This is a genomic window from Corallococcus sp. AB045, from assembly GCF_003668895.1.
GTDB lineage: Bacteria > Myxococcota > Myxococcia > Myxococcales > Myxococcaceae > Corallococcus > Corallococcus coralloides.
On record NZ_RAWN01000172.1, the window covers coordinates 1 to 20,579 of the forward strand.

Consider the following 20,579-nt stretch of genomic DNA (forward strand, 5'->3'; position numbering starts at 1 on the left):
CCGGCGGGGGCCCGGGGAGGAGCGGCCGGAAGAACTCTTCGCGGCGCGGGGACGGTGAATCTGCTTAGGGGACATTGCGTGGACTCGGTTCCGCTTTACTCTGGGCCACCGCGCGCCGGGCGGCCAGCCGAGAGGAAGTTTCGGGGGGCGCGCGTGGTTTTGGTCTGGTTCTCCCTTACATCTCCTGGGAATTCCCTTCACTCGCCGCGCTCCTTCGTGGATCCTCCGGCGAGAGAGCCAACATGATTGAATGGACGCTAAAGAAGCTCATCGGGACCAAGAATGAGCGCGAGCTCAAGAAAGCCCGCCTGAAGGTCGCCCGCATCAACGAACTGGAAGGCCGCATGAAGGCCCTCCAGGACGACGACTTCGCGCGCGAAACCGCCCGGATGAAGCAGGAGATCGCGAACGGCAAGCCGCTCGACGACCTGCTCTTCGAGGCCTTCGCCCTCACCCGTGAGGCGGCGAGCCGGGTCATCGGCCAGCGCCACTACGACGTACAGCTCATCGGCGGCATGTTCCTGCACGAGGGCTGCATCGCGGAGATGCGCACTGGTGAAGGCAAGACGCTCACCGCGACGCTGCCCTCCTACCTCAACGCCCTGTCCGGCCGCGGCGTTCACGTCGTCACCGTGAACGACTACCTGGCCCGCCGCGACGCGGAGTGGATGGGCCGCGTCTACAAGTTCCTGGGCATGACGACGGGCTGCGTGCTCCACGAGCTGTCCGACAAGCAGCGCCAGGAGGCGTACCGCTCGGACATCACGTACGGCCAGAACAACGAGTTCGGCTTCGACTACCTGCGCGACAACATGAAGTTCCGTCTGCAGGACTACGTCCAGCGCGAGCTCAACTACGCCATCGTCGACGAGGTGGACTCCATCCTCATCGACGAGGCCCGTACGCCGCTCATCATCTCCGGTCCCACCGAGGACAGCACCGACAAGTACTACCGGGTGGACCAGGTCATCCCGGGCCTCGTGCCGGACCAGGACTACACCCTGGATGAGAAGCACCGCTCGGTGGCCCTCACCGACGACGGCATCGACAAGCTCCAGAAGCGCCTCAGCGTCGGCAACCTCTACGACCCGGGCGAAATCGAGACCCTCCACCACGTCGAGCAGGCCCTGCGCGCGCACACGCTCTACAAGCGCGACAAGGACTACGTGGTGAAGGACGGCGAGGTGCAGATCGTCGACGAGTTCACCGGCCGCCTCATGCCGGGCCGCCGCTGGTCCGACGGCCTCCACCAGGCCATCGAGGCCAAGGAGGGCGTGAAGATCGAAAACGAGAACCAGACGCTCGCCACGGTCTCGTTCCAGAACTACTTCCGCATGTACTCCAAGCTGTCCGGCATGACGGGCACCGCGGACACGGAAGCCGAAGAGTTCGCGAAGATCTACAACCTGGACGTGCGCGTCATCCCGACGAACCGCAACGCGCAGCGCCGCGACGAACAGGACGTGGTCTACAAGACGGAGCGCGAGAAGTTCGAGGCCGTCGCCGCCCAGATTGAAGAGCTGAACAAGGCCGGTCAGCCGGTGCTCGTGGGCACGGTGTCCATCGCCAAGAGCGAGGTGGTGTCCAACTTCCTCAAGAAGCGCGGCGTGGCCCACAACGTCCTCAACGCCAAGGCGCACCAGCGCGAGGCGGACATCGTCGCGCAGGCGGGCCGCAAGGGCGCGGTCACCATCTCCACCAACATGGCCGGCCGCGGCACGGACATCCTCCTGGGCGGCAACGCGGAGGTCATGACCAAGGGCGAGATGGGCGCGCCGCCGGAGCCCCCGGAGGCCGTGGACGGTCAGCCGCTGGACCTCACCGGCTACCAGGCGGCCCTGGCGGACTACGAGAAGCGCTTCGCGGAGACGAAGGCGAACAACGAGGCGCTCACCAAGCGCGAGCGTGAAGAGGTCATGGCCGCCGGCGGCCTCTTCATCATCGGCACGGAGCGCCACGAGTCCCGCCGCGTGGACAACCAGCTGCGTGGCCGCGCCGGCCGCCAGGGTGACCCGGGCGCCAGCCGCTTCTTCCTGTCCCTGGAAGACGACCTGATGCGCATCTTCGGGTCCGAGCGCATCCAGATGCTGATGGAGCGCCTGGGCATGGAGGAGGGCGAGGTCATCGAGCACATCTGGCTCTCACGCGCCATCGAGAGCGCGCAGAAGCGGGTCGAAGGCCACAACTTCGACATCCGCAAGAACCTGCTCGAGTACGACGACGTGATGAACCAGCAGCGGCGCACCATCTACAAGCTGCGCCGCCAGGTGCTCGCGTCGGGCGCGGGCATCCCGCTCGTGGAGTACGAGGAGGACGTGAAGACGCGCGTGAAGACGCGCTCCGAGCGTGTCATCTCCTGGGCGGACTTCCGGGAGATGGTGCTGGATGCAGTGGAGGACGTCGTCGTGTCCATGACGGACACCTACGCCCCCACGCGCAGCTCCGACACCTGGGACATCGCCTCGCTGGCCAACTCCGTGAAGGAGTCGCTCAACCTGGAGATGGCCTTCGAGGGCGTCGGCAACCGCGACGAGCTCCAGGAGCAGATCTACGCCGCGGCGGAGAAGGTCTTCACCGCCCGCGAGCAGGAGTTCGGCGAAGACTTCATGCGCTTCCTGCAGTACCGGTACCTGGCCACCATCGACCAGCTGTGGAAGGACCACCTGCTGGCCATGGACCACCTGCGCCAGGGCATCGGCCTGCGCGGCTACGGCCAGAAGGACCCGAAGCAGGAGTACAAGAAGGAAGGCTACACGGGCTTCATGCAGATGCTGGACGCCATCAAGACGCAGTTCGTCAGCCAGATGATGCGCGTCCAGGCCCGCTCCGCCTCCAACGCCGCGGAGGAGACCGCCCGCATCCAGCGCCAACTGGCCCAGCAGCAGAAGAAGGCCGTGGAGGGCCGCGCGGACGCCGAGGGGAAGCTCGAGGAGGCTACCGCCACCCCGGTCGCCCAGCGCGAGGCCGCTGGCGCCCCCAAGCCCGTGGGCCGCAACGAGCCCTGCCCCTGCGGCAGCGGCCGCAAGTACAAGAAGTGCCACGGGGCCAACGAAGCGAACCCCTGAGGCCGCTGAACACCTGATGGAAGCGCCCTCCGGCGCGGTCGCCCTCCCTGGCAAGGGGAGCGGGGGCCGCGCCGGTCGCCTTCCTGGGGGGGAGGGGGGCAACCCCGGGCCGGTGGGAGCCGGACGGACGGTGTGCCGAAGCTTGCGCCCCTCGCGAGCGTTCTGCTAAGGACGCCGCGCCCTGTTATGTAGGGGCCGGGCTTCACCGCCCGAGGCAGTCAGCAGCACCCACTACTCACACGCGTGTCACCGGTCCCCCGGTGCCCCTCCACGGTGGAAGGGCCAGGACTGGCAGCTGTCTCAACGCGCGTGGCGGAACAACCGGAAGGTACACGCACCATGGATACCCAGCAGGATACGCAGACGCAGGCCCAGGCGATGGCCGCTGCCAGCGGCATCACGATGCGCCAGCTCCTCGAGGCCGGCGTTCACTTCGGCCACCAGACCAAGCGCTGGAACCCGAAGATGAAGCCCTACATCTTCGGTGCCCGCAACGGCATCTACATTATCGACCTGCAGAAGACCGTGACGATGGCCCGCGCGGCCTTCCGCTTCGTGGCGGACATCACGGCCCGCGGCGGGTCGGTGCTCTTCGTTGGCACCAAGAAGCAGGCGCAGGACGTCATCCAGGAGGAGGCCGCCCGCGCCGGTCAGTTCCACGTCACCAGCCGCTGGCTGGGTGGCACGCTGACGAACTTCAAGACCATCAAGCAGGGCATCGACCGCCTGAAGCTCCTGGAGAAGATGTCCGAGGACGGCACCTTCGAGCGCCTGCCCAAGAAGGAAGTCGCCCAGCTCGACCGTGAGCGCGAGAAGCTGGAGAAGAACCTGGGCGGCGTGAAGGACATGGCGAAGCTGCCCCGCTGCGTCTTCGTCATCGACCCGAAGAAGGAGCACATCGCCATCCACGAGGCCACCCGCCTGGGCATCCCGGTGATTGGTCTGGTGGACACCAACTGCGATCCGGACGGCATCGACTTCGTCATCCCGGGCAACGACGACGCCATCCGCTCCATCAAGCTCTTCACGTCGAAGATCGCGGATGCGTGCCTCGAGGGTGCGGCCCGCTACCGTGCGTCCGGCGCCGCCGAGCGCGACGAGCAGGAGGAGCGCGAGGGCCGTGACGACCGCCGTGACGACCGCCGTGGCCCGCGCCGTGGCGACCGCCGCGACCGTGACGACCGCCGTGGCGGCGGTGACCGTGGCGGTGAGCGCCGTGGCCCCGTCGTGGAGATGAAGGCCACCGCGACCACCACGGAGCAGGCGCCCGAGGGTGGCGGCGAGAGCACGCCGGCGGAGTAACCGCCCGGCCTCATCGCTTTCCCAAAGCGCGGTATCCGGAGTTCGGCCGGGCGGCACCTCTCAAGGCCTGCTGTCCGGCCGTCTCCATTTTCTACGTCCTTGGCGTCAGTACCCAGAACCCCAGTCCTCCGCCCCCTGCGCACGCCGCCGGGCTCGGAGCCGATGAAGAAAGAGATACGACATGGCTGAGATCACCGCCCAGATGGTGAAGGACCTCCGCGAGCGCACCAACGCCGGCATGATGGACTGCAAGAAGGCGCTGGCCGAGTCCGGTGGCGACTTCGCGAAGGCCGAGGAGTGGCTGCGCAAGAAGGGCATCTCCAAGGCCGAGGGCAAGGCGGGCCGCGTCGCCGCCGAAGGCATCGTGACCTCCTACATCCACGGCGGCCGCATCGGCGTCATCGTGGAGGTCAACTGCGAGACGGACTTCGTCGCTCGCAACCCGGACTTCCAGGACCTGGCGAAGGAAGTGGCCATGCAGATCGCCGCGGCCAACCCCAAGTTCGTCCGCCGCGAGGAGGTCCCCTCCGACGCCATGGACAAGGAGAAGGAGATCCAGCGCGAGCTGCTCAAGCAGCAGGGCAAGCCCGAGGCGATGCTGGAGAAGATCCTCGTGGGCAAGATGGAGAAGTACTACGAGGGCGTCTGCTTGGTGGACCAGCTCTGGGTGAAGGACGACAAGAAGAAGGTCGGCGAGATGATCAACGAGCGCGCCGCCAAGATTGGCGAGAAGGTCTCCGTGCGCCGCTTCGCCCGCTTCGAGGTGGGTGAGGGCATCGAGAAGAAGAAGGACGACCTGGCCGCCGAGGTCGCCAAGACGCTGGGCCAGGCCTAAAGCCTTCGTCCCATCCGTCTCACCCTGGGGCCGCGTGCCTGGGGCTCTTCCTCACAACAGGGGAGGGGCGCCGGGAACGCGGCCCTTGGTATTCCAGGGCCCGCTTCCTTCGCGTCCGTCCGCCCGGCATCGGACGGTGCGGCGCGTGTCACGACTTCCGTCGTTGCCTGAGCGCGGGGCGGGGGATAGAAGCGGTCGCGTATGTCCGAATCCACCTCTCCCTACAAGCGCATCCTCCTCAAACTGTCGGGCGAAGCCCTGATGGGCGAGGGGAAGTACGGCATCCACCCGCCCACCCTCACGCGCATCGCTGAAGAAGTCGCGGAGCTCTCCAGAACGGGCCTGGAAATCGCCCTCGTGATTGGCGGCGGCAACATCTTCCGCGGCGTCGCGGGCGCCACGGAGGGCATGGACCGCGCGAGCGCGGACTACATGGGCATGCTCGCCACCTGCATCAACTCCATGGCGCTGCAGGACTCGCTGGAGAAGCAGGGGCTGAAGACGCGCGTGCAGTCCGCCATCAAGATGGAGCAGATCGCCGAGCCCTACATCCGCCGGCGCGCCGTGCGGCACCTGGAGAAGGGCCGCGTCGTCATCTTCGCCGCGGGCACGGGCAACCCCTACTTCACCACCGACACGGCCGCGTCGCTGCGCGCGATGGAAATCAACGCGCAGGTCATCCTCAAGGCCACCAAGGTGGACGGCGTCTACAACGCGGACCCGAAGAAGGACCCGACCGCGAAGCGCTACCGGTCGCTCACGTACATGGACGTCCTCAAGCAGAACCTCAACGTGATGGACTCCACGGCCATCTCGCTGTGCATGGACAACAAGCTGCCCATCATCGTGTTCGACCTGGGCACGCGCGGGAACATCCAGCGCGCCGTCACGAGCCACGGCGAGTTCGGCACCGTCGTCGGCGCGGCCGAGACGGTCTGGGCCTAGAGGCGCCACGGACGGGACTGACAACACCCCCACTTCTCACAGGAGACGCACAATGGCTGACACGGCGGATCTGAAGGGCCGTATCGACAAGTCGGTGGAAGACCTCAAGCGGGAGCTGGCCAAGGCGCGCACCGGCCGGGCGAACACCAACATCCTGGACGGCATCAAGGTGAACCAGTACGGGACGCCCACGCCGCTCAATGGTGTTGCCAGCATCAGCGCGCCGGAGCCCCGCCTCATCGTCATCAAGCCCTGGGACAAGGGCGTGCTGAAGGACATCGAGAAGGCCCTGCGTGAGGCGAACCTCGACGTCAACCCGATGAACGACGGCGAGATGATCCGCCTGCCCTTTCCTCCGCTCACCGAGGAGACCCGCAAGAAGATCGCGAAGCAGGTGAAGGAGAAGGGCGAGGAGCACAAGGTCGCCATCCGCAACATCCGCCGCGACGCGAACGAGGCCCTCAAGACTCAGCTGAAGGACAAGAAGATCACCGAGGACGACCTCAAGCGCCGCACCGAAGAGGTCCAGAAGGCGACCGACGCCGGCATCAAGCAGGTGGACGACCTGGTCGCCAAGAAGGAGAAGGAAGTGATGACGGTTTGAGTCGTCACTCCTGGAAGCCCGTGGCTTGAAGCGCCACGGGCCTCCTTCCGGACTTCAGAAGGAACCCAGACGGGCCTTCAGGACGGCCTCTTCAGGACGGGTAGACGAGCGCTTCGCCGGTGAGGTGCCGCACCACGTCCGACACGAAGGCGAACAGCTCCAGCCCCTTGCCCTTGTCGTCCTTCCAGGCGCGGGTGGCGTCGTCGTGGCTGAAGTGGATGCCCTGGCCCTGGCCGGCCACCCAGATCTGCCAGACGGCGCGCTGGGTGTTGATGATGCACTTCTCGCCGGACGCGGCCGTGAGCGTCACCTTGTCACCGGTGGCTTCGGCTTCCAGCACGTCCGGGTCGAAGGTGTCCGCGGCCGCCAGGATGCGCTTGAACGCGGCGGCCACGAGGGAATGGTAGCGGGCTTCGTCCATCATGGCCGCGCGCTCCCGGACGTCACTGGATGACGTCGAGGACCTGCTGGCCAGGGGCGGAGTAGAACAGGAACTTCAGGTGCTGCGCCGGGGGGTTCTCCCCCTTCTCGCCAGGCACCTGGTCCTCCGTGCTGGTGGGCGTGTCCGGCCACTCCATGGCGATGACCGTGCCCGGGTTCACCGGCTTGGGGAAGGACTGCATCCCCAAGAGGTGCGCCGCGAGCGCGCCCATGGAGGGCTGGTGGCCCACCAGGACGAGGTTCTCGTCGGAGTACTCCTTGAGCACGGGCTCCACCGCGCCCACCGGCATGTCCGGCAGCAGGCAGCGATGCACCCGCAGGAGGCCTTCATGCTTCACCGAGTTGGAGAGGATCTGCGCCGTCTGCACCGTGCGCACCAGCGGGCTGGTGAGGATGAGGCTGATGGGCCCCATGCGCTCGGACAGCGACGCGAAATGCGCTGCGACGTTCGTACGGGCCTTCGCGGTCAGCGCGCGCGCCTCGTCGCCGAGCCCCTCGGGGATCTCTGCGTCCGCATCGCCGTGCCTTACCAGGAAAATCCTCAAAGTCCCTCCACCGATCGCGACAGGACCGCGGTTCGTACATGACCGTGGCCCAGTTGGTCAAAGGTAATGAGGCGAATGTTCAGTGCCCGGAACAGCCTGCCCGTGGGGGGCGTTCGGGAACCGCCGTTCGCGGGGGCCAGCCGGAGCATACACTGGCCACCCATTGGCGGTTACGGGAGGTGGCATGCGCAAGTCGTGGGGGTGTCTGGCCGTCGTCCTGGCCCTGTCCGCGTGTCGCAAGGACGCGGCGGAAGGCCCGGAAGGGGGCGGTGACGCCAGGGAGGCGGTTGCCCGCCTGGAAGGTGGGGAGGGTGCGGAAGGTGGGGAGGACGCGCCGTCCGGTCCCTACACCGTGACGAAGGAGAAGCTGGAGGCGTACGTCGGCTACCAGCGCAAGATGCTGGAGGTGTACGGGTCGCTGATGCGCAGCCTGCAGGACATGGGGCCGCTGCTGGACGCGGGCACGCCCCAGGCGATGGAGAAGGCCAAGAGCGGCCTGAAGCTCATCGAGCGCAAGGCGCAGGCGGAGTCGGACGCGCGCCAGGCGGCGGGGCTGTCCACCGACGAGGTCAACCGCATCGCGGAGGTCGTCACCGCCGTCATCAGCCAGCGGCAGATGGGGCGCACGCTCCAGTACGAGGAGGAGCTCAAGAAGCTGGAGGCGCTCCAGGCCCGCATGCCGGAGGAGCAGCAGAAGGAGCTGGCGCCGCAGGTGGAGTCCATGCGGCTCCAGGTGGAGACCTTCCAGAAGCTCCCGGAGGCGCGCCGGGAGTTCGGCGACGCCAACGTGGAGGTGGTGCTGTCCCGCGAGGCCGACCTGACGAAGAACTACCAGGACATGCTCAAGGCCTTCGCGGGCGTGCGGCGGTAGCTACACCCGCTGGAGCTGGGGCGCCTTCTTCAGGAGCTGCGCGAGGAAGGCGTCACCCTGCTTCTCCAGCACCGTGTTGCCGCGCAGGCGCTGGTTCAGGTTGACGAAGTCCACGTGGTCCAGCCGCTGGTCCTGGTTGTAGCAGGAGAAGACCCACGTCTCCTTGCCGGTGACGGGGTCCACATGCCGCTGGAGGCACTGGGCGCAGATCTCCTTCATCATGCACTGCATGGGGGAGTTGATGGACCCGATGGCCTCGTGACCCGGCTTGAGGAACGGCTGGAGCACGCCGTGCCGCGCCTCCGCCACCGCGCGCATCATCCGGTCCGAGCCGATGGCGATGATGCGGTCCACCTCGCTCAAGGAGATGACGGGCTTCACGCCCAGCTTCCCTTCCGCGTACGCCACCATGGCCTGCACCACGTTGCCCCGGAAGGCCGCGTCCTGTGAGCGGTGCACGTCCAGCAGGTCGCCGGAGTCCACGGACCAGATGACCTGGTCGGTGCCCGCTTCAATCTCATCCTGCTTGAACGAGTCCGCCTTCAGCCGGTAGCCCGCGAAGTACACCACGTGGCAGCCCGCCGCCTTGAGCGAGCGCGCGATGGAGAAGAGCACCGCGTTGCCCAGGCCGCCGCCCACCAGCACCACCGTCTCGTTGTGGCCAATCTCCGTGGGCGCGCCCGTGGGGCCCATCAGCACCACGGGCTCGCCGGGCTTGAGCGCCGCGCACAGGCGGGAGGAGGAGCCCATCTCCAGCACGATGGTGCCCATCAGGCCCTTCTCCTTGTCCACCCACGCGCCCGTGAGGGCCAGGCCTTCCATCGTGAGGCGCACGCCGTCCACGAGCGGCGCGTTCCGCTCGAAGTTCTGGAGCCGGTAGAACTGGCCGGGGGAGAAGTGGCTGGCGGCGAAGGGCGCCTTCACCACCACCTCCACGATGGTCGGCGTGAGCCGGTTCACTCCGACGACGGTGGCGAGGAAGGCCTCGTCCAGCTTCGCGAAGTGGGCGGCGCGCTTCGACTCGCGCGCGTCCTGCGCGGCCGTGTCGTGGAAGTCCAGGCTCGCGACCTCCTTGGCGAACAGGCGCGCCACCTGCGGGTGGCCGTCCTTCGCGCTGGCCATGGCCTTCACCACGTTGCCCGCGTAGGTCGGGTGGTTGTCGCCGTAGAAGGACACGAAGCGGCCGTCGCGTTGGTAGGACGTGAAGAAGCCCACCTTCGCCTCGGGATCCTCCTGGGCCTCCACCGGCTGGAGCTTGAAGCCGGCTTCCGAGCCCGGGGCCTCCACCAGTTCGTGGCCCTGGAAGTACTCCTTCGCCTCGTCGAGCTGGAAGGTGCCCGGGTACTCCTTCTCGTAGGTGACGTTGGGGGAGGTGCCCGCGGCCACGCAGACCGTCTTCGCGGGCAGCTCGAAGAACTGGCCGCTTCCCTTGAGTTTGCCGTCCACCGTCACCATGCGCTCGAAGCGGATGGCTCGCACCGCGCCCGAGTCGTCCTGCAGCGCCTCCGTGGGGCTCATCCGTTCGATGAAGCGGATGCCCTCCTCCAGCGCCTTGGAGACCTCCTCGTGGTTGAGGCGGTAGGCGGGGGACTCCGTGAGGCCCCGGCGGTACACCAGGCTCACGCCGCCCCATGCGCGCACCAGGTGGATGAAGTCCGGAGCGCGGCCTTCCGCCTGGGCCTTGTGGCGCTCGGCGCGGATGGCGCGGCCGTGCTCCAGGAAGGTCTGGTAGGTGGCGCGCTCCTCGGCGTCCAGGCGCGCGAGGACGGGGGCCTCACCCAGGTCCGCCACCAGCTTCTCGTGGCGCTCCAGCGTCTTCTCCACCTGCACCGGGTAGTACGCCATCAGCTCCGTGGCGGTGTCGATTCCGGTGAGGCCGCCGCCGATGACGATGGCGGGCAGCTGCACCTGGAGGTTCGCCAGCGAGTCGCGCTTGAAGGCGCCCGTGAGCTGCAGCGCCATCAGGAAGTCGGACGCCTTGCGGATGCCCCGGATGAGGTTGTTCTTCATCCCGATGATGGTGGGGCGGCCCGCGCCCGCGGCGATGGCCACGTGGTCGAAGCCCAGCGCCCACGCATCGTCCACCGTCAGCGTGCCGCCGAAGCGGATGCCGCCGTAGATGCGCATGCCCTCCCTGCGCGCGAGCGTCAGGTGGATGAGCGTGAGGAAGTTCTTGTCCCAGCGCACGGTGATTCCGTACTCGGACACGCCGCCGAAGCCCTCCAGCACGCGCTCGTCCAGCTCGCGCGTCAGCTTGCTCCAGTCATGGATGGGCTGGAGCGCGTGTCCGTCGCGGCCCACCAGCTCGTCGGGGAACGGCTCAATCTTGAGGCCGTCCACGCCGGTGACGGCGAAGCCTTCGTTGAGCAGGTAGTGCGACAGCGTGTAGCCGGCGGGGCCCAGGCCCACCACCATCACGTTGCGGCCCACGTAGGGCAGGGCGTACGGACGGCGGATGTTGAGCGGGTTCCAGCGCGTGAGCAGGCCGTGGATTTCGAAGCCCCACGGCAGCGCCAGCACGTCCGTGAGCGTGGCCGTCTCCGCCAGCGGGATGTTCACCGGCTCCTGCTTCTGGAAGATGCAGGCCTTCATGCAGTCGTTGCAGATGCGGTGGCCGGTGCCCGCGCACATGGGGTTGTCCAACGTCACCATGGCCAGCGCGGCCACGGAATCTCCCTCGCGCTTGAGCGCGTGCGCCTCGGAGATGCGCTCGTCCAGCGGACAGCCGGTGAGCGGGATGCCCAGCGGGTTCTTCTTGAACGAGTGCCCCTCCGCCACCGGGTCCTTCGCGGGGAAGCCCTTGCTGCACGAGTCCTTCTGTCGCTCGTGGCAGATGACGCAGTAGTCCACCTCGTTCATCACGTCGCGCGGGGTGCCCCGGCGGTCGGTGAGCTTGAAGCCGTCGCGGTGGCGCAGGTGGTGCTCCAGGCCCTCCGTCTTCTCCTCCATCTGGGCGTCCGGGCGCCGCAGCTGCACCAGCTGGTCGAACACCAGCGGCTTGGGCAGCCGCAGCGTGGCCCAGGTGTGGAAGAGGGCCCTGGTCTCCGGGTGCAGCGCGCGGGCGTACGTCCACCGGTCCGCCAGCGACAGCAGCGCGCGCACGGCCTGGAGCTCCGCCGCGTCGTCGCCCTTCGTCACCAGGCTGGAGCCGAACGCGTCCAGGCCCTCGGGGGTGGCGGTGAGCGCGGCGCGCAGGGCGGCCCAGCGCTCACGCAGGGCGGGGGCGCGCTCCTGGCTCGCGGGAGGCAGGTTGCCGGAGTAGAGCCGCTCCAGGTCGAGCAGCGTGAGGATGGACTCCGCCAGGCCTCGCTCCAGGTCGTCTTGCGCGAGCGCGTCCGGGAAGCCCAGCCGCATGAGCAGGCGCATGCGCTCGTCCAGCGACGGGAACTCCGCGAGCGTCGGGCGCTCCTGCGCGCCCTTCTTGAAGACGCGGCGCGTGATGAACTCGCGCTTGAAGTCGAAGAGGGGCAGCTCGCCGCGCAGGTGGCGGGCCAGCCGCTCGGACTCCGGCGTGATGCCGAAGAGCGTGGCGATGAAGCGCGAGACGTGGCGGGCCACCTGGATGAGCAGCTCGGATTCGGCCGGGCCGGTGAGGCTGGTGCCTCCGGACCTGCGGTAGGCGTCGAATGCCTGGAACAGGTCGGGCGCGTCGCCCTGGAGTCGCGCGTCGAAGCGCTCCGCCAGCCGGCGCAGGCCACTGGGGCGGTACAGGTCTTCGAAGGAGAAGCCCGGGAGTCCCAGTTGGAGCACCGGGGCAGGGGTGGAGGCGGGGTCGTTCAAGGCGCGCATGTCACGGGACTTCGAGGGGGAAGGGAGGCAGGCAGCTTAGGGCCTGGAAGCTGGCGGGTGCGACGGACGTCATGGGCCGGATTTGCCCCGCCCGACGTGTTGAGGCGGTGGGCCCCAGCGGCTACGGTGCGCCGCCATGATGGACAACGCCGCTCGTCGCGCCTCCGAACCGCACCTGACCCCGGTGCCGGATGCCTGTTACCTGTGCAAGGGAGGGCGCCTGCGGCTGCGTCACCGGGCGCGAGGCGGGACCCAGGCCCAGGGTGCGGCGGCCTACAACTGCACGTCCTTTGGCCACCGGAGCCACCCGCCCATCTGGGGCTGCGAGGACTGCGGGATGATGTTCCAGTGGCCCCTCTTGTCCCCGGACACGCTGCTCCAGGCGTACCAGGACGTGGAGGACCCGCTCTACGTCGCGGAGAAGGACAACCGCTACCACACCTTCCGCCGCGTGCTGCGCGAGCTGGGCCCGGCCCAGAACCGCACGCTGCTGGATGTGGGGGCCTACTGCGGCTACTTCCTGGATGTGGCGCGCGAGGCGGGCTTCCGCCCGGAGGGACTGGAGCTGTCGCGCTGGGCGGCCGGCAACGCGCGGAGCCTGGGCTTCACGGTGCACGGCGTCCCCTTGCGGGAGCTGGCGGCGATGGGCCTTCAGTACGACGTGGTGACGCTGTGGGACGTGGTGGAGCACTTCGCGGATCCACGCGAGGAGCTGAAGGCGGCGCTCCAGCTGGTGCGCCCCGGCGGCCGCATCTACCTGTCCACCATCGACGCGGGCAGCCTGCTGGCGCGCCTCATGGGCGGGCAGTGGCCGTGGCTGATGGACATGCACCTCTTCTATTTCGGCCGCCGCACCCTGGCGCTGCTGCTGGAGGAGGTGGGCTTCCGCGTCACGGACGTTCGGACGTACACGCACATCATCTCCGCGGACTACCTGCTGCGGAAGGTGGGCGCGAGCTTCACGCCCGCGGCGCCGGTGCTGGAGCTGGTGCGGCGGGGCGTGCCGTCCAACTGGTCCGTCCCGTTCAATCTGGGCGACAACATGCTGATGGCCGCCGAGCGGCCCCTCTGAGTTGTCCCTCGCGCCTATGTCCCCCTTGATGCGGCGGGCACTGCACCCGCTGGTGCTGCTCACGTTCTTCGCGCTGTCGGCGTTCCACACCTGGCCGCTCGTGTCCCAGATGAAGGGATACGTGATGGGCGGACGCGAAGACGTCTACATGAACATGTGGCACCTGTGGTGGATGCGGCAGGCCCTCTGGGTGCAGCCGCAGAACCCCTTCTTCGTGCCCTTCCTCCACTGGCCCCTGGGCGCCGAGCTGTACTGGCACACGCTGGCCCCCGCGAAGACGCTGTGGGGCTTGGTGCTGCTGCCGTTCATGTCCGTGGAGACGGCGTACAACGTGGTGCTGTTCGGCTCGTTCGTGCTGACGGGCTACACGTCGTGGCTGCTCTTTCGTTACCTGCTGGAGCGCGCGGGCCATGGGCCGTGGCTCGCCGCGGCCGCGGCGCTGGCGGGCGCGTGCGTGTTCAACTTCTCGCGCTACCACCTCACCCACGCGACGGCGCACCTGAACCTCTCCGCGCTGGAGGGGCTGCCGCTCTACCTGCTCTTCTTCTTCCGCTGGCTGGACGAGGGCAAGCGCAAGTGGCTGGTGGGGCTGGCGCTGTGCGCGTTGTACGTGTTGCTGTGTGACTACTACTACCTCGTCTACATCGCGCTCTTCTCGCTCCTGTGGGTGGTGGCGGAGCGGTGGAAGCGGGGGCCGCTCTTGTCCCTGGACACATGGAAGGATCCGCTCGTGCGCCGGGCGGCGGTGGCGGGAATCACGGCGGGGCTCGCGTGCGTGCCGCCCATGGTGCCGCTGCTCCTGCATGCGTTCCCCGCGCCGCTGCAGATCCACCACGGCGACTCCGACTACTTCACGGACCTGTACGCGTTCTTCATTCCGGACACGCGCTCGGCCTGGATGGCGGAGCTGCCCGCGAAGGCGCGCGAGTTCTCCCAGAACGTCATGCGCATGAAGATGTCGACCAACGCGGAGGAGACCGGCACCTTCCTGGGCTGGCTGACGCCGCTGTTGGCCGTCTTCGCGCTGTGGCGGGGCGTGCCGGAGGGACGCCGGTGGCTGGGGCTGGGGCTGGGCTTCGCGGTGCTGTCCATGGGCACGGTGCTCAACATCGGCCTGGAGGACCGGGTGTCGCCGGTGGTGTTGCTCTTCGCCGTCGCGCTCGCGGTGGCGCTGGTGCCCGCGTGGCGGGAGCGGGTGTGGCGGCGGGACGTGCTGCTGTTGCTGGGGCTGGCCGTCTATCTGTCGCTGGCGGAGCCGCTGACGGCGTTCAACGTGCCGCTCAAGGTCCAGATTCCGATGCCGTACGTCGTGTTCAAGCACGTGGTGCCGCTGTTCTCGCGCGGGGGCATGCCGGTGCGCTTCATCCTGCTCACGCTCCTGTCGCTGTCCGTGCTGGTGGCGTTCGCCGCGGCGCACGCTGGCGCGTGGGCGTCCCGGCGTGATGCGCGGCTGGGCGTGGCGGTGGCGCTCGCGGTGGCGCTGGTGCCGAACGTGGAGTACCGGGGCCTCCAGATGGTGGTGCCCTCCATTCCCCGGCTGCCGCCGGTGTTCGACGAGATTCGCGACGCGCCCATGCCCGCGGCGGTGCTGACGGACAACGTGCAGGGGCAGTGGGAGCAGATGTTCCACGGCAAGCCGGTGTCGTACGCCCGGCTGTCCCGGCTTCCGGTGCGGGAGTCGGCGCTGGTGAACTCGCGGCTCATCCGCGCGGCGGAAGGGATGCGCAACGCGTTCGGCACCGTCACGCCGGAGGAGCGCGACGAGATGCGGCGCTACCTGAAGGAGCACCACTTCAAGTGGTACGTGACGCACTTCTTCCACCCCGTCCGCCACCAGTTCATCACGGACGAACTGGGCGGCGAGATGGTGCACCAGGACGGCTACGTCACCGTGTACCGCTTCCCCTGAGCGGGGCGCTCAGTCGCATTCGGCGTACTCGACGTCCGTGCGCTCCATGGGGCTCGCGGACACGGCGCCGTCGGTCACGGTCACGGTGACGCTCTCGTCCGCGGACAGCATGGAGCCGCACTCGGCGAAGGCGTTGGCGGAGCAGTGGCGGGTGAGGACCATCTTGCCGTCGTCCTCCTGCGTTTCGATGCTCGTGCCGTTGCAGCGGTAGGAGGTGGGGCCCGAGCCCGGGTCATTTCCGCTGACGTCCAGGTCGCCCTCGGCGTCCTCCGTGGCGAGGACCTCGCCGCCCTTGCCGAAGAGGACGAAGTGGAACCGGGTCCGGGAGATGGAGTCTCCGCGTCCCTCCTCGTCGGGGGACTCCGTCTCCTCCTGGGTGAACACGCGCAGGGTTTCCCCCGAGGAGAGCTTGAGGACCTCGTCCCGGGCCCGCAGCGGGGAGTCCGGCGGCTTGGGACAGGCGAGCTTCTTCGCGGGGAGCTTCACGGGGCGGGAGTAGGTCCCCGGGGCGAGCAGCTTGAGGTGTTCGAGGACGGGGCCCCCCTCGTCGGACGGGCACGTGCCCAGGAGCCAGACCCGGAAGCCGGGCTTGAGGCCCGGGACGGTCTTGCTCTCGACGAGTTTGGGGTAGCCGTCCGGAAGGGAGAGGCCCGTCTTCTCGAGCAGCTTCCCGAGGTCGGCCCAGGTGTCCCCCTGGGCTTCGGCCTCGGCCTTGTCCTTGGAGCCCTTCCAGATGAGCGCGACAGGCTTGTCCGCGGCTTCAGCTTGGAAGGCTCCGGTGAAGGCCAGCAGGCCCAGGACGAAAATGTATGAACGCATGGCGGTTCCCCCTCGCGGTGCATGACCGCACCGCCCGCGATGCTAATGCTTCTTCGGTCCACCGCGCTTCGAGCGCGAGCCGCGTGGAGTGGGGGAGGCGGGAGGCGTCGTGCCTTCCGTCCGGGGCGCCTGCTCGCGGGGGGCCTTCGAGGCCCGTGCATTCTTGGACCGGGAGGGCTTCGCCGGACGACGGCGCTCGGCGTTCGTCGCCGGTTGCGGTGCCGGGCTGACGTCGATGCGCGCAGGCTTCGGCGGATGGCCTTGCTCACCATGCGGCGGCTTCTGCGGACGCCCGTAGTCGATGGCCGGCAGAGGCCTCTCCCTGGGCGCGCGGCCTTCACCCTGCTCGGCGGGAGGTGGCCGGGGCGCGGGCCGGCCGTGGCTGATGGCCGGGGGCTTCGGTGGCCGGGGGGCTTCTGGCTGCTGTGCCTTCGCGGCCTGGGCCCTCAGCGTGTCCACTTCCTTGCGCAGCCGGAGGACCTCCGCGGAGAGCTGGGCGTAGGAGTCCCGCACCAGCCCGTTGAACACGCGCTGCCGGCCCAGGGTCTCGTTGATCAACACCTGGCACGTCTTGCGGAAGGCCCACTTGGCCAGGAGCACCGCCTGCCCCATGCCGGCGCGGTGCGTGTGCAGCGGCAGGGCCCGCGTCGTGTCCGCGTTCTCCTCCAGCGCGTGCATGTTGAACGTCAGCGGATCCACGCGCGGCTCCACCCCGTCCTCCGGCACCTCCGCCGGTTCCGACGTGGGCAGCCCGCGCACGCGCAGGCGCTCCTCGATGCGGGCCACCAGGGCCCTCGTGGGAATGTCCCGTCCGAGCAGCTTCATCGGTGTGTCTCCTCCACGATGCGCGCCATCTCTTCCCGGTACGCCGCGACCACCTGGGGCCACGTGTGCCGTTGCGCGTAGATGCGGGCCCGCTGGCCCATCGCGTCCCGGGCCTCGCCCACCTCGCGCAGCCCTTCGACGAACGTCGCGAGCCCCCGGTACACCCGGCCCGCGCCACTGCGCTCCACCTGTCCCACCAGCACCTCCGAGTGCCCGTTCACCAGCACCGGCGTCCCCTGCGCGAACGCCTCCAGCGTCAGGAGCGACAGGCTCTCGAACTTCGACGGCACCACCACCGCCAGCGCTCCCGCCAGCGCGTCGTGCTTGTCCTGTTCGGAGATGCGCCCCACGTGCCGCACGCCCTCGCCGCTCACGTCCATGTGCGCCTCGCCCGCGAGCACCAGCTCCGGCGCGTCCTGGTAGCTGCTGCGCAGCTGGCCGTGGAACTTCAACAGGTCCGGCACGCCCTTGCCCGGCTCCAGCCGGCCCACGTAGAGCAGGTAGCGGCCGTGCACGCCGTACTTCGCCCGGAAGCGGTCGGGCACCGCCGGCAGCGCGTCCACGCCCACGCCCACCACGCGCGCCCGCGCATGGTTCGGGTGGAAGCGGCCGAGCATCTCCACCTCCTCCGGCGTGTTGCACATCAGCACCCGGGGGCGGTTGAACACGTCCCCGTAGACGCCGAAGCGGATGGGCGGCTCGTCATGCGCGGTGGGCACCAGCATCGCGCGGTCCGACACCAGCGGCAGCCCCCACGCCGTGGGCGCGTAGAGGTACGTGAAGAAGAGGTAGCCGTCGTATGCGTCCTGCGTGGTGGCCAGGTGCTCCATCAGCCCGGGGCTCAGCGGGCCCTGCTCGGCCACCCACTGCTCTTCACGCAGCCGCTCGTTGCCGTGGCCGAACACGTGGCGCGACAGGTTGTTGAACGCGTGGATGTTGCGCGTGCGCGTCACCGGGAAGCGCAGCACCTTCGTGCGGCCGATGCGGTCCTCGCCGGGCGGGAAGGTGTTCTCCCACGTCAGGTGGTTCTTCGCGCAGGTCGTCACCACCGTGACGTCCCAGTGCGGCGCCAGGTGCTCCGCCACCTGCGCGGCGTGGCTCTCCGCGCCGCCCGTCACCTCGCCGTAGCGCTGCACCACCAGCGCCACGCGCGGCCGCTTCGCCGGCGCCTTGCGCGGACGGGGCGGCGGCGCCACCACGCCCTCCAGCGCTCGTGAGAGCGACACCTGCGCGGCGGAGGGGGAGAAGTGCTGGAGCCTGCGCGCCTGGCCGTCGAGCACCGCCTTGCGCAGGTCCTTGTCCTCGCTCAGCTCCACCACCAGCTCCGCGAGGAACGCGAAGCGCTTCTGGTCGAACGCGATGCCCGCGCCGCCCAGCGTCTCCGGCACCGCCGCCGCCGCGTACGCGAGCACAGGCACTTCGGAGGCCATGGCCTCGATGATGGGCACGCTGAAGCCCTCGTGCTCGCTCATGGAGACGAACACGGACGCGGAGCGGTACACGGCCACCAGCTCCGGATGCGACAGGCGCCCCAGGAAGTGCACCCCGCTCAAGTCCTTCATCTCGCGCTGGAGCGACTTGAAGTAGCGGCTGCCCGCCTCGTAGCCGCCGACCACGAGCAGGCGCGCCTGGGGACGGATGCGCAAAAGCTCCCGGTGCAGCGCGAGCAGGTCCTCGAAGCGCTTGTGCGGCATCACCCGGCTCACCGACACCAGGGTGGGGCCGGGCCCGGCCAGCTCCGCGAGCTTCGCCGCATCCGCCACGGGCGCGGCGAAGCGCTCCTTCTCGATGAAGAGCTGCACGGTGTGCACGTTGCGGTGGCCCGCGACGCGCAGCTCCGTGCTGTTGTAGTCCGAGTCCCCGATGGACACGTCCAGGAAGGGCGCCATCGCGGCCACCTGCGCGCGGCCGGCCACCAGCGCGTGCTCCAGCGGCGTGTCCCGGTAGAAGCGCGCGGGGCTGATGTTGTGGAACACCACGCCGCGCTTGCAGTCCATGTGCATCAGCCGCCCGCTCAGCGGGGACGCGATGCCGTGGTGGTACAGCACCAGGTCGTCCGGCTTCGGCTTCAGCGTGAAGACGTGGCGGGCCAGGCCCTGCAGCCCTCCGGCGACCTCTTCCGCGTAGATGTCTCCCACGTGCCCCATGCGGCGCAGCAGGAGTTGCAGGTGGAGCGCGGCCTGACCGGAAGCGTCGCCGGGGCCGAAGCTTGGGATCAACTGATGGACCGCCATGGAGGGCCGTGTGTACCACACGGGCATGGTATGAGGCGGCCCGTGTCGACGACCCCCGGACCCATCGCCTTCGACGCCACACTGTGGGACGAGCCCACCACCGGCATCGGCCTGTACACCCGTTGCCTCGCGGAGGCGCTCGAAGCCCAGGGCGTCCGCCTGGACCGGATGGGCGCGCGCAAGTCCGGCGAACACCCGCGAGGCGTCCAGAAGCGAACGCCTTGGACGCTGGCCACGCTGCCCCGGCTGCTCAAGGCCACGCCGCCGCCCGTCTACCACGCGCTCAGCAACTTCAACCTGCCGCTGCGGCGCACGCCGGGCACCGCGTACGTGCTCACCGTGCACGACCTGGTGCCGTTGGATTTGCCACACACCGTCTCCGCGCCGTACCGCTGGCAGTTCCGGCTGTGGCTCGCGCGCAGCCTGATGCTCGCGGACCGGCTGGTGTGCATCAGCGAGAGCACGCGCCAGGACCTGGTGCGCCGCTTCCCCCAGGTGGAGCCGCGCACCGTGGTGGTACCCAACGGCGTGGACCACGTGAACGCGGCCCCGCTGAACGAGGCGGACGAGGAGTTCCTCCACGCGCTCAACCTGCCGAAGGACTACGTGCTGTACGCGGGCTCGCTCGACGTGCGCAAGAACGTGGAGCTGGTGCTGGACGCGCAGGAGCGGCTGCACGCGCGCGGCCGGCCCTTCACGCTCGTGCTCGCGGGGCAGGCCTGGTACGGCTCCGGCAAGGTGGAGACGCGCATCGAGCGGCTGCGCTCGGAAGGCCTGGACGTGCGGCCCCTGGGCTACCAGACCCCCGCCATCTTCTACGCGCTGATGCGCCGCGCGGCGCTGTTCGTCTTCCCCTCGCGCTACGAGGGCTTCGGCCTGCCGCCCCTGGAGGCCATGCGCCTGGGCACGCCCACGGTGGTGTCCACGGCGGGCTCGCTGCCGGAGGTGTGCGGCGACGCCGCGCCCGCGGTGGATCCGGACGACGCGGAGGGCCTGGCGGCGGTCATCGACCGGCTGATGCGTTCGCCGGAGGAGCGCCGCGCGCTGTCGGAGGCGGGACAGCGGCAGGCCGCGAAGTTCACCTGGGCCCGTACCGCCGAAGGGACGCGGGCCGCTTACGATGCGGCGCTGCGCCACCGGTAGGCGACAAGGCGCCAGTGGTCAACCGGCCCGTGAAGGGCCCCCTGGAGGAACATGCGACTGCTCGTGTGGAGTGGAATCGTCTGCGGAATGCTGCTCGGGTGCGCGGGGTCGAACGCGGCGCGCAAGGACGAGGCCCAGGAGCCGGCCCCCACCGCCCAGCAGGAGGAGGCGCCGCCCACC

The 20,579-nt window shown here is 69.0% G+C and carries 15 protein-coding genes; 9 read left to right on the plus strand and 6 right to left on the minus strand.

The annotated features are described in order from the left end of the window. The first annotated feature begins 242 nt into the window (after window positions 1-242). The 5 genes from secA (at window position 243) to frr (ending at window position 6,751) form a co-directional block, all read left to right on the plus strand. On the plus strand, window positions 243-3,065 hold the full coding sequence (secA, locus tag D7Y21_RS31225) for a preprotein translocase subunit SecA (RefSeq protein ID WP_120563842.1): 2,823 nt from the start codon (window positions 243-245) through the stop codon (window positions 3,063-3,065). Window positions 3,066-3,404: 339 nt separating this feature from the next. Further along, the gene (gene rpsB, locus D7Y21_RS31230) at window positions 3,405-4,367 is read left to right on the plus strand and encodes a 30S ribosomal protein S2 (protein ID WP_120563843.1); all 963 of its coding nucleotides are present in this window, start codon (window positions 3,405-3,407) and stop codon (window positions 4,365-4,367) included. Window positions 4,368-4,548: 181 nt separating this feature from the next. Next, entirely contained in the window at window positions 4,549-5,202 is a 654-nt protein-coding gene (tsf, locus tag D7Y21_RS31235; protein ID WP_120563844.1) for a translation elongation factor Ts, read from the plus strand. A gap of 201 nt (window positions 5,203-5,403) precedes the next feature. Continuing rightward, a complete protein-coding gene (gene pyrH / locus D7Y21_RS31240; protein ID WP_120563845.1) occupies window positions 5,404-6,147 on the plus strand; it encodes a UMP kinase in 744 nt (247 codons plus the stop codon). A 52-nt stretch (window positions 6,148-6,199) separates the two neighbouring features. Beyond that, entirely contained in the window at window positions 6,200-6,751 is a 552-nt protein-coding gene (gene frr / locus D7Y21_RS31245) for a ribosome recycling factor (RefSeq protein ID WP_120563846.1), read from the plus strand. Between the two features lie 91 nt (window positions 6,752-6,842). Here frr and cyaY read toward each other — a convergent pair whose 3' ends face one another. Continuing rightward, entirely contained in the window at window positions 6,843-7,175 is a 333-nt protein-coding gene (cyaY, locus tag D7Y21_RS31250) for an iron donor protein CyaY (protein ID WP_120563847.1), read from the minus strand. Between the two features lie 19 nt (window positions 7,176-7,194). Continuing rightward, the gene (locus D7Y21_RS31255; RefSeq protein WP_120559234.1) at window positions 7,195-7,737 is read right to left on the minus strand and encodes a histidine phosphatase family protein; all 543 of its coding nucleotides are present in this window, start codon (window positions 7,735-7,737) and stop codon (window positions 7,195-7,197) included. Window positions 7,738-7,921: 184 nt separating this feature from the next. Here D7Y21_RS31255 and D7Y21_RS31260 point away from each other — a divergent pair, with 184 nt between their 5' ends. After that, window positions 7,922-8,608, plus strand: a complete 687-nt coding sequence (locus D7Y21_RS31260; RefSeq protein ID WP_121717472.1) for a hypothetical protein — start codon at window positions 7,922-7,924, stop codon at window positions 8,606-8,608. Here D7Y21_RS31260 and D7Y21_RS31265 read toward each other — a convergent pair whose 3' ends face one another. Continuing rightward, window positions 8,609-12,397 (minus strand): FAD-dependent oxidoreductase, encoded by a 3,789-nt coding sequence (locus tag D7Y21_RS31265; RefSeq protein ID WP_121717474.1) that lies wholly within the window; start codon window positions 12,395-12,397, stop codon window positions 8,609-8,611. It abuts the gene before it with no gap. A gap of 136 nt (window positions 12,398-12,533) precedes the next feature. Between D7Y21_RS31265 and D7Y21_RS31270 the strand changes: the two genes are divergently transcribed. Together D7Y21_RS31270 and D7Y21_RS31275 are read left to right on the plus strand one after the other, a co-directional pair. After that, entirely contained in the window at window positions 12,534-13,469 is a 936-nt protein-coding gene (locus D7Y21_RS31270) for a class I SAM-dependent methyltransferase (protein WP_233612347.1), read from the plus strand. A gap of 16 nt (window positions 13,470-13,485) precedes the next feature. Then, complete coding sequence (locus tag D7Y21_RS31275) at window positions 13,486-15,378, plus strand: hypothetical protein (RefSeq protein ID WP_121717476.1); 1,893 nt, start codon at window positions 13,486-13,488, stop codon at window positions 15,376-15,378. A 9-nt stretch (window positions 15,379-15,387) separates the two neighbouring features. Here the strand turns inward: D7Y21_RS31275 and D7Y21_RS31280 are convergent, their stop codons facing one another. Genes D7Y21_RS31280 through D7Y21_RS31290 form a run of 3 tightly spaced genes read right to left on the minus strand, consistent with a single transcriptional unit; the run spans window position 15,388 to window position 19,256 of the window. After that, window positions 15,388-16,197, minus strand: a complete 810-nt coding sequence (locus D7Y21_RS31280) for a hypothetical protein (RefSeq protein ID WP_120563851.1) — start codon at window positions 16,195-16,197, stop codon at window positions 15,388-15,390. 42 nt (window positions 16,198-16,239) lie between these two features. Next, window positions 16,240-17,022 (minus strand): hypothetical protein, encoded by a 783-nt coding sequence (locus D7Y21_RS31285; RefSeq protein WP_121717478.1) that lies wholly within the window; start codon window positions 17,020-17,022, stop codon window positions 16,240-16,242. Then, window positions 17,019-19,256: a glycosyltransferase family 4 protein gene (locus D7Y21_RS31290; RefSeq protein ID WP_121717483.1), complete on the minus strand. Its 2,238-nt coding sequence runs from the start codon at window positions 19,254-19,256 to the stop codon at window positions 17,019-17,021. The genes D7Y21_RS31285 and D7Y21_RS31290 overlap by 4 nt, the downstream gene beginning before the upstream one ends. A 30-nt stretch (window positions 19,257-19,286) precedes the next feature. Here D7Y21_RS31290 and D7Y21_RS31295 point away from each other — a divergent pair, with 30 nt between their 5' ends. Further along, window positions 19,287-20,399 carry a glycosyltransferase family 1 protein gene (locus D7Y21_RS31295; RefSeq protein WP_121717479.1) on the plus strand — a complete coding sequence of 371 codons (1,113 nt, stop codon included), beginning with the start codon at window positions 19,287-19,289 and terminating at the stop codon, window positions 20,397-20,399. Window positions 20,400-20,579 lie beyond the last annotated feature (180 nt).

What these genes read in the sequence shown, in the direction of transcription:
- D7Y21_RS31260 (WP_121717472.1), top strand. Translation starts at nt 7,922, where the DNA reads ATGCGCAAGTCGTGGGGGTGTCTGGCCGTCGTCCTGGCCCTGTCCGCG.
- D7Y21_RS31285 (WP_121717478.1), bottom strand. Translation starts at nt 17,022, where the DNA reads ATGAAGCTGCTCGGACGGGACATTCCCACGAGGGCCCTGGTGGCCCGC.
- D7Y21_RS31270 (WP_233612347.1), top strand. Translation starts at nt 12,534, where the DNA reads ATGATGGACAACGCCGCTCGTCGCGCCTCCGAACCGCACCTGACCCCG.
- D7Y21_RS31290 (WP_121717483.1), bottom strand. Translation starts at nt 19,256, where the DNA reads ATGGCGGTCCATCAGTTGATCCCAAGCTTCGGCCCCGGCGACGCTTCC.
- D7Y21_RS31280 (WP_120563851.1), bottom strand. Translation starts at nt 16,197, where the DNA reads ATGCGTTCATACATTTTCGTCCTGGGCCTGCTGGCCTTCACCGGAGCC.
- D7Y21_RS31275 (WP_121717476.1), top strand. Translation starts at nt 13,486, where the DNA reads ATGTCCCCCTTGATGCGGCGGGCACTGCACCCGCTGGTGCTGCTCACG.
- secA (WP_120563842.1), top strand. Translation starts at nt 243, where the DNA reads ATGATTGAATGGACGCTAAAGAAGCTCATCGGGACCAAGAATGAGCGC.
- D7Y21_RS31265 (WP_121717474.1), bottom strand. Translation starts at nt 12,397, where the DNA reads ATGCGCGCCTTGAACGACCCCGCCTCCACCCCTGCCCCGGTGCTCCAA.
- pyrH (WP_120563845.1), top strand. Translation starts at nt 5,404, where the DNA reads ATGTCCGAATCCACCTCTCCCTACAAGCGCATCCTCCTCAAACTGTCG.
- cyaY (WP_120563847.1), bottom strand. Translation starts at nt 7,175, where the DNA reads ATGATGGACGAAGCCCGCTACCATTCCCTCGTGGCCGCCGCGTTCAAG.
- frr (WP_120563846.1), top strand. Translation starts at nt 6,200, where the DNA reads ATGGCTGACACGGCGGATCTGAAGGGCCGTATCGACAAGTCGGTGGAA.
- rpsB (WP_120563843.1), top strand. Translation starts at nt 3,405, where the DNA reads ATGGATACCCAGCAGGATACGCAGACGCAGGCCCAGGCGATGGCCGCT.
- D7Y21_RS31295 (WP_121717479.1), top strand. Translation starts at nt 19,287, where the DNA reads ATGAGGCGGCCCGTGTCGACGACCCCCGGACCCATCGCCTTCGACGCC.
- tsf (WP_120563844.1), top strand. Translation starts at nt 4,549, where the DNA reads ATGGCTGAGATCACCGCCCAGATGGTGAAGGACCTCCGCGAGCGCACC.